The sequence below is a fragment of the candidate division KSB1 bacterium genome, assembly GCA_022562085.1.
GTDB lineage: Bacteria > Zhuqueibacterota > Zhuqueibacteria > Oceanimicrobiales > Oceanimicrobiaceae > Oceanimicrobium.
Genome location: JADFPY010000048.1, coordinates 4,683 through 19,701 on the forward strand (window position 1 = coordinate 4,683; position 15,019 = coordinate 19,701).

Genomic DNA, 15,019 nt, shown 5'->3' on the forward strand with positions numbered 1-15,019 from the left:
GCAAGGGTTTTTGGTCACAGAATTTCCAAATACTCTCGGCAAAGGTATGTCCTGAGTTTATAGAACGGATGGCGTCACTCCTTCTTTTCTGGACAGTCCTTTTAGCTAACCTTACCTTCTCAAAGTAATTCCGTATTTCTCAAGTTTCCGGTACAAGGTGGTCCGGCCGATTCCCAGTTCCAAAGCCGCGTTGGACATGTTATAATTTGTCAGCTTTATCGCCTGCTGCAAAACTTCCTTTTCCAGATCTTTCAATGGAGTGATCTGCCTGGTAAGTGACACGACTTTTTTTAGATTGATAAATGAATCGCCACTGTTTAAATCTTCTTTAAAAGAAGTAATGGTTATGGGCAAATGCTCGGCAGCCAGAACCCCATCAGAAGCATGTAAAAAAGAGCGCTCAAGAACATTCTCCAATTCCCGAACATTACCCGGCCACTCGTAATTCATTAAATAATCCAATGTTTGCGGCAAAATGGCTTTGACTTTTCTGCGATATTCTTTATTATATTTCCCAAGAAAGAATGCAGCCAAAGCCGGGATATCTTCGCGACGTTTTCTCAACGGCGGTACAAATATCGGGTAGACGTTTATTCGATAGTAAAGGTCTTCTCTGAAATTTCCTTTTTTCATCTCCTCTTCGAGATTCTTGTTGGTCGCGGAGATGACACGCACATCTACTTCCACGGTCTCGGTGCCGCCGACCCTTTGGAACTGGCGTTCCTGCAAAACCCTGAGTATCTTGACCTGAGTCGAGTGCGGCATGTCACCGATTTCATCGAGGAAAAGGGTGCCGCCATCCGCTTGCTCAAACTTACCGGCACGTCTTGCGATTGCACCGGTAAATGCGCCTTTCTCATGACCGAAGAGTTCGCTCTCTAACAGACTTTCAGGAATCGCTGCACAGTTGACAGCGACAAACGCCTTTTGTTTTCTAAGGCCGTTAAAATGAATTGAACGTGCTAACAGCTCCTTGCCAGTCCCGCTTTCACCACGGATTGAGACGGTCACGTTTGCCTCAACAACTCGTTCAAGACTTCTAAACACATCCTGCATACTTTTACTGTTGCCAATAATCTGTTTAAAGCTGTACTTACTTTTCAATTGACCTTGCAAGCGGGAAACTTCACCACGCAGTTCTTTGGTAATCAAAGCGTTTTTAATTGCGATCTCCAGCCTTTCCCAATCCAGGGGTTTCGGAAAAAAATCATAAGCCCCAAGTTTCATCGCATCGACGACGGTACCGACCCGGCTGTCACCGGTCAGAATAATCACCGGCAATCCCGGATCAATTCTCTGAATTCGCTTTAAAGTGTCGATACCGCTAATCAACGGCATCGTTAAATCGAGAAGAACTAAATCATAAGGCCGAATACTCAACATCTGCAGAGCTTCATAACCGGAACAAGAGGTGTCCACACTATATTCGTGTTTCGTTAAAATTGAACTTAAGGAATCTACAAAATCTGCTTCATCATCAACCGCGAGAATCGATGCACCTTTCGTCATTGTCAATCCTGTATCCAAAAATTCTAAACTCTATTTGATTTCACTCATCGGGGTCGTTGTCTAAAACAAAAAGTGCGAAACCTTCGCCTTGAGCGCAGTCGAAGGTTTAAATTTCGAAAAGCGTTTATGGTTCGACTTCGCTCAGCATGAAGATGGTTGTTCTTTTCATCTCCGATGAGAACACTTTAAATTAATACAGCCCCATTCTAATATCGACAGGTTAATTCAAACGTTTACAACAACTTTAACTCGCATTTGTAATGCGCAATACTTCTTCCACCGAAGTCATTCCTTGCATGGCTTTTCGGATGCCATCATACCTGAGATTTCGCATCCCATTTTTAATGGCAGCTCGCTTAATTTGATCTGCCGATGCGCCATTTAAGGTCAGTTCCCGGATTTCCTCATCCACCGCCATAATTTCATAAATCCCGTTTCGACCTTTATAGCCGGTATTTCTGCACTGAAAGCATCCTTCAGCACGGTAAAATTTGACATCCTTAATTCCATCCGTAAGGCGCAATTCCGAAAGATTGGAAGCAGTTGCTTTATAGGACACTTTGCAGTTATCACAAAGTTTTCTGACCAGACGCTGGGCAATAATTCCAATGATGGCGGAAGCGCTCAAAAATGGTTCGATACCCATTTCGGTTAAGCGGGTCAAGCCGCCAGGGGCATCATTCGTGTGGATTGTCGAAAGAACGAGGTGACCTGTCAGCGCTGATTCGATGGCAATCTTAGCCGTTTCTGAATCACGAATCTCGCCGACCATCAAGATATCCGGGTCTTGCCGCAAAATCGCCCGAAGTCCGGTGGCAAAAGTTAACCCGGCCTTGACATTCACCTGGGCCTGCCGAATTCGCTTCAATCGATATTCAACGGGGTCCTCTACGGTAATAATGTTCTTGTCCGGTGTGTTTAAACCATGTAAAATCGAGTATAAAGTTGTGGTTTTACCGCTGCCAGTAGGACCGCTCACTAAAATGACGCCATAAGAACTGGAAATCATTTCCTGCAGCTTTTTATAAGCTTCCTGTTCAATCCCCAAGTCTTCAAGATTTAGCATGAGGCTGCTTTTGTCTAAAATCCTTAAGACAATATTTTCTCCGTAAACTGTCGGAAGCGTTGACACGCGAAAATCAATCTCACGTCCATTAATTAAAATCTGAAATCTGCCGTCTTGCGGGATACGGCTTTCCGCAATATCAAGGTTCGCTAAAATCTTGACGCGGGAAATGATGGCGGCTTGCAAATGTTTCGGCGGCGTCAGGCTGTCATGCAAAATACCATCCACCCGATACCTGACTTGCAGCGTTTTTTCTTCTGGCTCAATGTGAATATCACTAGCCCTCTCCATAATTGCCTGAGAAAGCACGAGATTCACCAGTTTTACCACGGGTGTTTCAGCGCTGAGTTGTTTTAGCTTGTCTGCGGAAGTGGTTTCTTCCTTTTCGGGTTTTTCGTTTTGAATGTCCTGGATAACTTCATCAAGAGAAGAATCAATCTCTTTCGCCCCTTCATAATGAGTTTCTATCGCCTTCATGACGTCTCTCTCAAGACTGACCGCGGGCTCAATTTCATAGCCGGTTTCCCTGTGCAGCCTATCGATGACTTGCACATCGCCCGGATTAACCATGGCGATTGTCAGGCTGTTTTCAATTTTAAAAACGGGGAAAACTTTATGTTTGATCGATAATTCTTTGGGGACAATTTCCAGGACGGCGGGGTCAACTGCGTAATCTTGCAATTGAACAAATGGAATGTTCAAAACTTCCGCCAGACAGTCTATTACATCTTCATCTTCGGCAAAACCTTTATTGATGATAATTTGGCTGAGTTCTTCGTTGTTATGTTTTTTAAAATTAAAAACTTCGAGCAGTTGTGCTTTACTAAGAATCCCTTTATTAAAGAGAAGTTCACCAAATTTTTTATCTTCTTCTTTGACCATTTTGGAGTTGAACTAATTTGGGCGAGAAATAAACGAGGTCTATCCTAAGCCACTCTGACCGGAGTTGAATCCAGAAAATGACGAATTGTCTTCAGCAACTTGCCGGTTCTATCCGATTTATAGATATATACGTCCGCTCCGGTCTCCAGCCCTATTTGCTCATCCAGCTTCGTCTCCCGCGCTGTCAGCATAATAATGGGAATATCTTTATATTTTGAATCAAATTTAAGTAACCGGCTGATTTTATAACCATTCATTTTAGGGAGCGTAACATCCAAAACGATCAAATCGGGTTTTTCTTTTCTGGCCAGGGTCAATCCTTCCTGGCCATCCTTGGCAGAAATTACCGCATACCCCATCGCACTTAAACGCATTGTTAAAATTTCGACAATGTTATTGTAATCTTCTATGATTAATATTTTTTTCTTCATAAAATCCTCAGACAGGAATTGTAAAAAAGAATGTGCTGCCTACTTTCAACTTACTTTCCACCCAAATCTGCCCACCGTTTGATTTGACGATCTCTTTCGCAATACTTAAACCAAGCCCATAACCGCGCGAGCCGCTATCAGGAAAATTATCAAGCTGATTAAATCTCTCGAAAATTGTTTGAAGGTCGCTTGCCGGGATACCTACACCCGTGTCGTTTACCCAGCACTTAATAATTGAATCTTGCAATTCTGCATGAACTGAAAGCAACCCTCCGGGCATCGAATATTTGATGCCGTTTTCAACCAGGTTTGACAGGACCTGCTGTAACCGGTCCCGATCCCCTTTAAATGTTGGAATTGATTTCGGGACTTTATTTTCTAATCGCATCTTCTTTGATTTTGCGAATGCTCGAAAAGAATCTAAAACTTTATTGACCAGGAATTCTAAAGATGTCTGCTTTCTTCTTTCTAAAAATTGAATGCCCTCGTCAAACCTTGACAAGTCCAGCAAATCTGTAAGCAGACGGTTTAAACGCTGAATGTCGTCTTTGACAACCGTTAAACAGTGATTCTGCTTCGAATTCAGGCTTCCTAAGTCAAGGTCCAAAAGTAAATCTACCGCGCTTAGCATCGAGTTAAGCGGGGTTTTAATTTCGTGGCTTGCAACCGTGAGAGCCGAGCGCATCTGTTCATTCTGCCAGTTCCGGGTCACATCGCGCATGACAAACATCCAACCGACCTGCTCGTTTCTTGAATTTCGGGCAAGCTCCAAATGAATACCAATTAATTTGGTGTGGTTTGCAGAGAGGTCGACAACTTTATTGATCTCGTGAATATTGTTTTTCAGCGCGGCATTCAGAGAATCTATTAAACATGGTGTTTTCAAATCTTCTAAGGACTCTCCAACCCAATTTTTATCAACCTGTAGGTCTAAAATGCGTTTTGCTGAATTATTAATGAAGAGAATTTCTTTTTCTGAATCGCACAGGAGAATCCCGTCGAGGGTTCTGGAGGCCAGTAATTCGAATTTTTCTTTTTCCGAGGTTAATTTGGTGGAATGAATCGCAACAGCATTGCCATCGGCAAATTGGGTTTTTGCGGGGTTACGTTTGAATTGCTCCATTGATTATAAGCTTCCGACAAAATTTAAATACTGATGAAGAAGTGATTGGCCATAACACACAATAATTACTGCACCAAGTGAAATAAAGGGTCCAAAAGGCACGGTGCTGCCAACTTTAAGCCTCTTTGTTGAGAGTCCAATGGCAATGACGGGTAAGGCAAGAAAGAAGGCCAGGAAAAGCGCAATGAGAACATTGGGTCCCAGGAAAATCCCGATCATCGCACCCAACTTGATGTCTCCGCCACCCATGCTTTCTTTTTTGAAAATCGAATTCCCTAACAGCCCAACACACCACAAGAACCCCCCTCCCAAAAACAACCCGGACACTGCATTCATGATGGAAATCTGGTTAAGAAAAATAGATGAACATAAACCTATGATAATGCCCGGAAAGATAAGTACATTTAAAATCAACTTGGTGTCCAGATCGATGAAACTAATCGGTAAGAGGAATAAAACTAAAATCGAATAATGCAAAAATGACAACGTCAAACCGTAGTGTTGCCAGACAACAACCAGAAGAATACCTGTAAGAATTTCAACAAAAGGGTAAATAAACGAAATTCTAAATTTGCAATTCTTACACTTTCCTGTAAGAAAAATATAGCTTAAGACCGGGATATTTTGCCAAAACGGGATAGAGCTTTTACAGGAAGGGCAATGTGAACCTGGCCACACAATGGATTGTTTTTTTGGAAGACGGTAAATACAAACATTCAGAAAACTTCCAAAAATCAAACCGAACAAAAAAATCAACGGTATTTGAACATTCAATCTTGCTATTCCCCTCAATTACGGTTTTGTTTGGGCGCGGCGGACTGCGCTGTTTAGAGTATACCCTTCGTCCAAAAAATCTTTAATCTGGCTTAAAACCTTGAAATCCCTGTTGGAATAGCGCTTAAACTCCCGGGACCCCAAGGTGATCAACCGAGGTTTAATGATCCCTTTTAATTCCCAGTAATAAAGTTGTCTTAAACTTATTTTAAGTTGGCGTGTAACATCAGAACTACTTAACCACATGGTATTCATCATCTTAAATCCTCAAATTAAAACTCCTATATGTTATTCTACATCGGCATAAAAATGCTTAAACATTAATGTTGATAATCAATAATGAGAGATTTGTGATTGAAAAAATTGACAAACTAAAAGGTAGTTTTGACATCTGCAAAAAGTTAACTTTCGTGTCATCCGAAATGACAAATTAAGCTATTTTGCAGAAGTCTAAAGATAGACTAAGACTTCTGCAAAATAGGGGAAGAGAAGCATTAGATTGAGAGATGTGAATAACTGGATGAAGAGAATGGAGCATAACAGCGGTGTTGGTAAGGCTTGGGATTTTAGGGGATTTAGGAGATTTCCAGAAGAAATCAGCTTAGATTTAGTCAAGGGTTAGTCTTCGACCCGAGCAAGTTAGAGTGGCTGTTCTTTGATATTATGAGGTCTATAAGATAGACTTAGAAAGGAGGGAAATCAGGTTTGACTTAGTGAGTGGAGTTGTAAAATATTTTGAGTGAAGGTTTTGAGGTGCCAATTTTAGGCGGCTTTCGACGGCTGCTTTAAATCCATATCCTTGAAACTAACAGAAACCACCTTCGAGATGCCTTCCTCTTCCATAGTTACACCATAGAGAAAATCAGCAGCGTGCATGGTAAGTTTGTTGTGGGTCACTATCAGAAATTGCGTATCCTTGGAGAAAGTGCGCAGGGCTTGAACGAAACGCCCGATGTTTGTATCGTCCAAAGGTGCATCCACTTCATCAAGAATACAGAATGGACTGGGTTTGACGAGGTAAATAGCAAAAAGAATGGAAATCGCCGTCAAGGCTTTCTCGCCGCCGGAAAGGAGCATGAGGGCTGTAGGTCGCTTGCTTTTGGTAGCCGCCTCGATCAAGATTTCGGCCTCCAATGGATCCGCGTTGGGCGCCAATCGCAAATTTGCCTGACCGTTTTCAAAAAAGTCCTGGAAAACTTTGACAAAATTCTCTCTTATTTCTTCGAAAACTTTCGAGAATTGCTCACGGGCAGTTTTATTGATAACTTGAATTGTTTCATTTAGATTTGTCTCCGCTTCGATCAAATCATTTTTCTGGGTCAGTAAAAAATCAAGTCGTGACTTTTCCTTTTCATACTCCTTTAACGCTAATAAATTGACGGGCCCCATCGAATCCAATCTATTTTTTTGCCGGCGGATTCTTTCGGAACTTCCTTCCTCGTCAAAGTCCTGCTCTAAAGCTCCTTTCTTAATTGTAACGCCATATTCCTCTTTGATTCGCTCTTTTATTTGTTCGGCGTTCATTTTCAATTCGGAAACCCGCAGTTCCATACTGTGCAGCGTTTCAGCAACCAGGTCTTTTTCATCGCGAACAGCTTTGACGAATTTTTCTTGGTGGGTCAGCTCTTCTTTATTTTCTAAAAACGTCTGTTCAAGTTTGTACACTTCTGCTTCGACAATCTTCTGTTCATCAAAATCTATCTCGATAGCGCTCTTATTTTGCTCAATCCGGTTTGCCAATTCTGCATGTTCTTTCGCAGCACCTACGATTTCTTCATCTAACCGTTTGAATGAACCTTTCAATTCCCGCTCAAACTCGTGCAGCCTTGAAATGTTGTTCTGCAGGTGCCTCTCCTCACTCTTGAGATCGGCTAACTTCACTCTGCTGTCTTGCTCAACAGTTCGATATTCTTTAATCTCTTGTTCCAGGCTCTCAAGATCATCCGAAGCCTGTTGCAGAGAAGCTTCATACTGCGCCTTATTTTCGATCAAATTATCTAAAGAAGGCGAGACGGTTTGCATTTTATCAGTCAGCGATTTTCGATTCTTTTTATGTGACTCATCTTCTTTAGCAAGTCTTTCCCGAGTCTCGGTATCTTTTCGGGACTCAAAATTTAATTGAGCTAATTCGACTCCCGAATCAGTAAGTTTCAATTCAGATGCTTTTACTTGCTTATCTAAATCTTTTTCTTTGTTAAAAGCCTTTTGATACTTGCTTTCGATTTCTTGCTGCTCCTCTTCCTCTTTCTCAAGCTGCGTCCAGGTCTCTTTTAATTTAGACTCAAGTTCTTCCACAAGTGCTTTGCGTCCGATAACGCCAGCTTGTGATTCTCCGTTCGCACCGCCTTTGATGGGCCCCCAGTTGGAAACTACTTCGCCGTCCAGAGTAATCAGATTAATTCGATTTTCCCGCAATTTGTCAGCGTACTGTTTTGCCGTCTGAAAATCTTCTACAATTAGAAAATCTCGTAAAAGCGACTGCACGATTGCCCGGTATTCTTTTTCACACTGCACTAAATTATGCGCCCAATCGATCACACCGTTCGCCTGCAAAATGTCGTCATTGTGAGGACGGAGATCGCTCTTAATTCTCTGAGTTGAAAATTTATCCAGCGGAAAAAATGTCACTGATCCTTTTTCATCCGCTTTCAGAACCTCGATGCATTCGAGCGCCTGATCGGTCGCATCAACAATAAGTGAAACCGCAGCTTCGCCCATTGCCGTCTCAACCGCCCGCCGGTAGGGAGGATCAACTGTCAAGTTCTCAGCAAGGGTGCCTTTGCAGCCTCCGTTGAGGTGCCCGTTAAGAAGCAGGTGCTGCACGCCTTCAGGATGATCTTCATAAGATTCGATAAACTTTTTTAACAGAGCTATTCTCTCTTTGAGCGCCTGCGCTTCGCCGTTTTTATTGAGAATCTTCTCTTTTATTTTTTCTTTAGTCTCTCGGTAGGCAGTTAGCTCATCTTGCATGTCTTTTAACTGCTGCCTCAGCTTGGTTAATTCCGATGCCTGACTTGCTTTTTTCTCTTGTAATTTAGTAATCTTATCCTCACGAATCTTCTCAAGCAGTTGGCTTTCCTCGAAATCCCGACGGATCGACTTAAGTCTTTCCTCGAGGTTTTCAAGCTGGGTCTTAATCCGTTCTTCTTCCTGTTTACTTTCCGTCAACCCTTCAACCGCATGAAGCCGTTGATTTTCAATTCCCTTGAGCTGTTCGTATTTATCATGGATGCGCATTTCAAATGATTTCAACTCTGCGCTTTTTTCCTGGTAATCATTTTCCGCGAGTTGGATTTGCTCAAAGAGTTGCTGCAACTGTTCTTTTGACTGCAGAATCTCCGTTTTATTCTTTTCTATCCGGACACTGATTTCTTCTTTTTCTTTAAGAAGTCTGACTTTAGTGGCTTCAAGAGCTTTTCTGCGCTCGCGGCCGACTAGAATTTTTTCTTCTTTCTGGTGGATTTTTAAAGATACTTCGTTCAACTCTTTTTGCTGCGCGCTCAGCTTTCTCTCCAATTCCAGCAGCCTGGTGCGCGCTTCTTCAATTTCAGCTTCTTGTTCATCGAACTTGGTCGTAAGGGCAACCCGGTTATCCTGGGTTTCATTTAATTTTTCAGTAAGCGGCTCTAACTCAATTTTAATTTTGGAGAATTGACGGGTCGTTAGTTTGATTTCATCTTCCTTCAACTGCTCTTTTATTTCCTGGTAACTCTTCGCCCTTTTTACCTGCCTGGATAAAGAGCCCACATTTTTCTCCACTTCGCTGATGATGTCGTTTAACCGGAGTACATCAGCCGCCGTCGCTTCCAGTTTCCGGAAAGCGGCTTTTCTGCGCTGCTTATATTTCGTGACCCCGGCGGCTTCTTCAAAAATCTTCCGTCGCTCTTCGGGTTTACCGTTCAGAATTGTTTCCACCATGCTTAGCTCAATAATCGAGTAAGCATCCGGGCCCATTCCTGTGTCCATAAGTAGATCTTGAATATCTTTCAACCGGCAGGGAGAATTATTCAAAAGATACTGGCTCTCGGAAGACCGGAACAGACGGCGCGTGATCACAACCTCGGAGTATTCGATTGGCAGAACGTTCTTGGTATTTTGAATGGTCAAGGAAACTTCGGCCATCCCCAGCGGTTTTGCGGCTTTAGTGCCATTAAAAATGACATTTTCCATGCGTTCACTTCGAATTGTGCCGGGTTTTTGCTCACCCAACACCCAGCGAAGAGCATCAACGATGTTACTTTTACCACAGCCATTCGGGCCGACAATCGAAGTTATGCCATCGTTAAACAAGAAATGAGTTTCCCTTGCAAAGGACTTAAAACCATTGATTTTTAAGCTTTCTAAATACACACGCGCCTCTTAAATTTTGAGTGAGTTTTGCGGAGAACCAGCTCGGGTGACATACTATATACAGTATGATCTCGTTCAGTGACCCACGATATGAAGTTGGTTCAATATAATCGAATAATTTACGAAAGTCAAGGTGTATTTTATGAAAAGATCTTCACTTTTTTCAGCTTGACAATATTTTTGAAAATGCTAAATTCTAAAAATTTAGTAGCGTTTCAAACCAGCCCTATCTCCACCCAATTTGTTAAAAGTTCCTTAATTCACTATGTAAATTCTAATAAAAAGGTTTGATTCAATGTCAATAAATAGAGTCTGTGTATTCTGTGCTTCAAGTACGCAAGTTCACCCTGAATATTTTGACGCCTCAAACCGTTTGGGCAAAGAATTAGCCAAACAAGACGTGACGATAATTTATGGCGGAGGCGGCGCCGGCTTAATGGGAGAGGTGGCAACAGCCGCCCTTGCCGAAGGGGGCAAAGTCATCGGAATTCTGCCGAGATTCATGTCCGACCTTGAGTGGGGCCACACCGGCTTAACCGAGCTCAAGCTGGTTGACAATATGCGTGAAAGAAAACACATGATGATTGAAAATGTCGATGCCGTGGTCGCAATTCCGGGAGGTTCCGGCACCTTGGAGGAACTCCTGGAAGTCATCACCTTAAAACGCTTAGGCATTTTTTTAAAACCTATTATTCTCGTAAATGTGCGCGATTTTTTTGATCCCCAGATTGAGATGTTAAATAAATGCATAAACGAACGCTTTATGAATGAAAAGCACAAATCGATTTGGAGTGTTGTGTCGAAAGCAGAAGAGGTGGTGGAAACGATTTTAAACGCACCTAAGTGGGATGCAAGCTCGCGTAACTTTGCGACGCTTTAGAGTATTACTTCTGAACTTTTGCACTTTTTTGCAAGAGAATGGCTAAATGACCCCGACGCTTCGGGGAATGACAGTACCCGTCATTAAGTCATTATGCTATTTGCCTTCGGCGTCATTTTAGAGGAGAAAAAATTTACCTCTGTCAATGACAGCGAAGCGTTAATGACTGCTGATAATAACACCGTAGTTTGGACCATGACAAAGCAGGATTGTGACTCCGCCGCGTTAGGACTAAATGCCGACCGCCATTATTTGGCGGTAAATTGGCAAATAATCAAACAAAGCATAATTGACGTTGTAATACCAGCCAACCCCTCCCAGAATAACCGCGAATAAAATAATCGCCAAAGCCCAGGTCTTGAGAAAAGACACAGAGTAAACGACTTTCAACCCCCGCAACAACCGACCACAAGCCCACAGAACAAATAAAAATAGCACCAAAATTGCCGGGGCTGCCCATGAAGTTTGACTGATAATCCTGAAATAAATAGGCACTATCGGCAAAAGCCAAATGAAATTTGCGCTTGACCAAACCACCAGGGTAAAGAACTGCCAGAAAGCCAGATTCTGTCCTAAAACAAACGAGGTAATTCTGAGAACCAGGGTCAGAAAAGCAAAAGCCAGATAGAATACTAAAGTTGAAACAATAAGAAACCAGGCCGGCCGCCAAATCAACCAGATTAGTTTGAATTTTAGATCAACCGAGCCAATTAGGAGATTTAAAATTTCGTTAAAAATAAAATCATTGCGATAATTGAACAAAATGCTGGACGAAATAAAACTTAAAATCGAGCAAACTGTCAGACCTATCAAAAATGTATGCAGTGCAGATATCTTTCTATTTTCCCTTAACTCCACATAAAAGCCGTGCGGGTAAAGAAATATTCGCCGCAAGTTGCCCCGCAGTCGCCGACTCCGCTGAAAATTAAACAGGAAGAATAAAATCAATGTCAAACCAACTATCGGATAAATATTTGGATTCGCTGCTTGTTGTGATCGCGCGGGAATCTTTATCAAGCGGTTGCTTTTAAAAGCCGACTTTACTGCGTCAAAAGCGATTCGTTTTTCGCGGTCAAAGTCAACGACTCCAAATTTGTTCAGGAATCCATCGCCGGCTGCACCAAAAAATAAATTGGGCTTTGCTTCCTGCCAATCTGCAAAGGTGTGAATAAAAAAACCAGCGGTGTTTTCCTGCAGCTCAGAATTGGCAAGAATCCGGTTTAATTTATATGCCTGAACTTCCTGAAGCTTGACAGATAATTTTTCATCCACGCTTTTGTCCTTTGAGTTTCCAAATAAGCCAGGCTCCCTGTCCAGGCGGGCCGGGTACCCCAAAGACAAGACAAGCGCTTTGTTTGATTCTTGTCCGATTATCAAACTCATCAATTCATGAGAATCTTTGTTATAAAAATTTTGCAATGCGAAATCAACTGAATTTGGTAATTCAAAAGAGTCCAAAAACCGGTAAGCAAGATAAGTAGGCCGGGGCGAGTGTTCCGTGACAGTTTCCGTGAGAGTATGAACAAAACTTTCGGAGCTGGGAGACTCAAGCAGTAGATCCATGCCCAACCCCCAGGCGGCTAAAGAAGCGTGGTGGGCATCTCTTTCTACCATTTCTTTGGCGTAGTTCAGCGCAAGTTCGGAAAATAATGTCTCCTCAAACCGGATGTCAGGAATGAGCGTTAGAGGCATCTCCTCGAACACCAAGATTCCGAGTTCATCACACACGCTGAGCAAATAAGGATGCGGCGGTGTCCCGACAACTCTCAGAGCATTGGCGCCGACTTCTTTGATTTTCAGAATCTCTTCTTTAATTCTTTCCCGGCCGGCAGTCGGTCCAAGTTCGGGAAAATCCTCAAACCAATCGAACCCGCGCAAAGCAAAAGGCTGGCCGTTGAGCAAAAATTGATTATCCAGGATTTGAATATCGTTGAAACCAATTTTTAGTATTTGTTCGTCTAAGATGCTGCCCTCTCGAGTGAGGGACGCTTTGAGTTCATATATTTTTGGATTGTCCGGACGCCATAATTCAAAACCGCTGACATCAAGCGAAACCGTTGCTTGGGTTATCTTGTCATCAGCCAGCAAATCATCAAGGGAAGAGCGGGCCAACCTTTTCTGGTTGTCAGAATCCCACAGTTCGAGACGCAAGCTAATTTGCTCACTCTCAGAGGTTCTGCCTTTCAGGCTCGCCACCACCGAAAGCTGACACTCAGTGAAACCCTCGGAGAAAGTTTTGCTGACTCGCAAATGATCAATAGAAATTTTCGGAGCTGCCGCAATAAAAATATCTCTAAAAATACCGCCGAAATTACGCGGGCTCATTGGCCGGTGCTTCAAAGGAAGGCTACTTCTGGGGAGGAGGGAATTATCGACCTCAATTTTAAGTTCATTCTGCTCATTAATAAACAATCGCTGGCGATCCAACTCAATGGTAAATGAAGTATGCCCCCCTTCATGACCGCCGATAAACTCATCATTTAGAAAAAGCTTGCAGCGATTATTAATCCCGAATGCAACAAGCTTAAAACTTTGCCCGGCCAAACTGGAATCAATTGCAAACGTTCGTTTAAATTCAACTTCGCCTTCAAAATCATAAGCGCCTGGAACCCAAACCTGTGTCCATGATTCGGCATCTTTCTTCTTCGCCTGCCATCCGCCGTTTAAATTCACAATTCTTCGTGTCTCACTGAAAGAACTGCTGTCCGGCTCGATTTGATCTTTCGGCCTGTGGAGATATTTTTCCTGCAGGTCATTATCTGAGCCCGATTTGCAGGAAAAGAAGAAAGCAAGCAGACTGCAAGCAGCGAGAAGATTAGCTGCTTTTAACCAGCCGGCCCAAACCGTTTTGAAATTATTGTGGATTCTCATAAATTGAACCAGAGAGGATAAAATTAACCCGATTTAATTTAGAAATTAATCTTTTAAAATCAAGTCCGCCTCGTTTGGTGTTAAAGCTTCGCCATCAGACTAAACCTTGCAGGTTTCAGAAACCTGCAAGGTTTTTCGGTCCGGGCTTGGCCGCATTCTGATTTTCTACTTTACTTTTTTTTAATATTTTATTATAATTAAGCCAATTCACTTCCCTTTTAAATCAACTACCAAAAACGCCATGAAATCCAAATTCCTAAGAGGTTTCCTTCTCCCCATTTTTATTCTGGCACTTACCACTGGAATAGCAGCCCAACCTGAAAAAGCGGCCAACCTTGTTGTTGAAGCTCCGGGGATCGCGTTAAGCGGCGTCACTTTTGAAGTGAAAATTAAAATCACAAACGAAGAAAATAATTTAATCAAAAGCTTTGCAGACACCCTGCGCGTCAAGGGTCTGAAAATAACAACCGATTCAGGAGTCTCCGAGGCGCCAACTTACATTTTTCAAGAAGGCGGCGTTACGATTCCAAATGCCGTGTTTCAAAACAGGGGTGCACACACGATCACTTTTGAATCGGCAGGTCTGAGGTCAGAAGCAAGTGTGCGCGTCCTGCCCGGTTTGCTGAGTTTGCTGCCGCCATTATTTGCAATTACTTTGGCCTTTCTTGCCAGACAGGTGCTGATCTCCCTCTTTTGCGGTGTCTGGCTGGGCGCGGTTTTCATTAATGGTTACGCCCCCGTCCTGGGGTTTATGAGAACCATCGATACTTATCTCGTCAACTCTTTAATTGATGCAGAGCATGCAGCTATTTTGATTTTCAGTCTAACACTCGGCGGCATGGTCGGGGTCATTTCAAAATCCGGGGGCACCCAGGGAATCGTAGAAAAATTATCGAAATATGCCAATAGCCCCAGGGGCGGACAACTGGCTACCTGGGCGATGGGCATTTTAATCTTTTTTGATGACTACGCTAACTCCCTGATCGTCGGAAATACCATGCGGCCGTTTACAGACAAACTGAAGATATCCCGTGAAAAACTTTCATACATCGTCGACTCGACTGCAGCGCCTGTTGCTTCTATCGCTTTGGTCTCAACCTGGATCGGGTTCCAGGTTGGGCTGATTGGCGACG

The 15,019-nt window shown here is 42.9% G+C and carries 10 protein-coding genes; 2 read left to right on the plus strand and 8 right to left on the minus strand.

Annotated elements, in window-relative coordinates:
* Positions 1-111 precede the first annotated feature (111 nt).
* The 7 genes from IH879_06685 to smc form a co-directional block, all read right to left on the minus strand.
* Positions 112-1,509: a sigma-54-dependent Fis family transcriptional regulator gene (locus IH879_06685; GenBank protein MCH7674623.1), complete on the minus strand. Its 1,398-nt coding sequence runs from the start codon at positions 1,507-1,509 to the stop codon at positions 112-114.
* Between the two features lie 244 nt (positions 1,510-1,753).
* Complete coding sequence (gene tadA / locus IH879_06690) at positions 1,754-3,457, minus strand: Flp pilus assembly complex ATPase component TadA (GenBank protein ID MCH7674624.1); 1,704 nt, start codon at positions 3,455-3,457, stop codon at positions 1,754-1,756.
* A gap of 44 nt (positions 3,458-3,501) precedes the next feature.
* Complete coding sequence (locus tag IH879_06695) at positions 3,502-3,888, minus strand: response regulator (GenBank protein MCH7674625.1); 387 nt, start codon at positions 3,886-3,888, stop codon at positions 3,502-3,504.
* Positions 3,889-3,895: 7 nt separating this feature from the next.
* Complete coding sequence (locus tag IH879_06700) at positions 3,896-5,011, minus strand: PAS domain-containing sensor histidine kinase (GenBank protein ID MCH7674626.1); 1,116 nt, start codon at positions 5,009-5,011, stop codon at positions 3,896-3,898.
* Positions 5,012-5,014: 3 nt separating this feature from the next.
* The gene (locus tag IH879_06705) at positions 5,015-5,785 is read right to left on the minus strand and encodes a prepilin peptidase (protein MCH7674627.1); all 771 of its coding nucleotides are present in this window, start codon (positions 5,783-5,785) and stop codon (positions 5,015-5,017) included.
* An 18-nt stretch (positions 5,786-5,803) separates the two neighbouring features.
* Positions 5,804-6,043, minus strand: coding sequence for a MerR family transcriptional regulator (locus IH879_06710; GenBank protein MCH7674628.1), 240 nt, complete (start codon positions 6,041-6,043; stop codon positions 5,804-5,806).
* Positions 6,044-6,547: 504 nt separating this feature from the next.
* On the minus strand, positions 6,548-10,135 hold the full coding sequence (smc, locus tag IH879_06715; GenBank protein ID MCH7674629.1) for a chromosome segregation protein SMC: 3,588 nt from the start codon (positions 10,133-10,135) through the stop codon (positions 6,548-6,550).
* 295 nt (positions 10,136-10,430) lie between these two features.
* On the opposite strand from smc, the gene IH879_06720 reads away from it, so the two are divergent.
* A complete protein-coding gene (locus IH879_06720) occupies positions 10,431-11,015 on the plus strand; it encodes a TIGR00730 family Rossman fold protein (GenBank protein MCH7674630.1) in 585 nt (194 codons plus the stop codon).
* 231 nt (positions 11,016-11,246) lie between these two features.
* Here IH879_06720 and IH879_06725 read toward each other — a convergent pair whose 3' ends face one another.
* On the minus strand, positions 11,247-13,886 hold the full coding sequence (locus tag IH879_06725; protein MCH7674631.1) for a hypothetical protein: 2,640 nt from the start codon (positions 13,884-13,886) through the stop codon (positions 11,247-11,249).
* A 241-nt stretch (positions 13,887-14,127) separates the two neighbouring features.
* On the opposite strand from IH879_06725, the gene IH879_06730 reads away from it, so the two are divergent.
* Positions 14,128-15,019: Na+/H+ antiporter NhaC family protein (locus IH879_06730; protein MCH7674632.1), on the plus strand; the 892-nt coding region annotated here is incomplete at its 3' end.

Bases quoted from the DNA above. Each gene is read 5' to 3' on its own strand.
- IH879_06685 (MCH7674623.1), bottom strand. From the start codon at position 1,509: ATGACGAAAGGTGCATCGATTCTCGCGGTTGATGATGAAGCAGATTTT.
- tadA (MCH7674624.1), bottom strand. From the start codon at position 3,457: ATGGTCAAAGAAGAAGATAAAAAATTTGGTGAACTTCTCTTTAATAAA.
- IH879_06695 (MCH7674625.1), bottom strand. From the start codon at position 3,888: ATGAAGAAAAAAATATTAATCATAGAAGATTACAATAACATTGTCGAA.
- IH879_06700 (MCH7674626.1), bottom strand. From the start codon at position 5,011: ATGGAGCAATTCAAACGTAACCCCGCAAAAACCCAATTTGCCGATGGC.
- IH879_06710 (MCH7674628.1), bottom strand. From the start codon at position 6,043: ATGATGAATACCATGTGGTTAAGTAGTTCTGATGTTACACGCCAACTT.
- IH879_06720 (MCH7674630.1), top strand. From the start codon at position 10,431: ATGTCAATAAATAGAGTCTGTGTATTCTGTGCTTCAAGTACGCAAGTT.
- IH879_06725 (MCH7674631.1), bottom strand. From the start codon at position 13,886: ATGAGAATCCACAATAATTTCAAAACGGTTTGGGCCGGCTGGTTAAAA.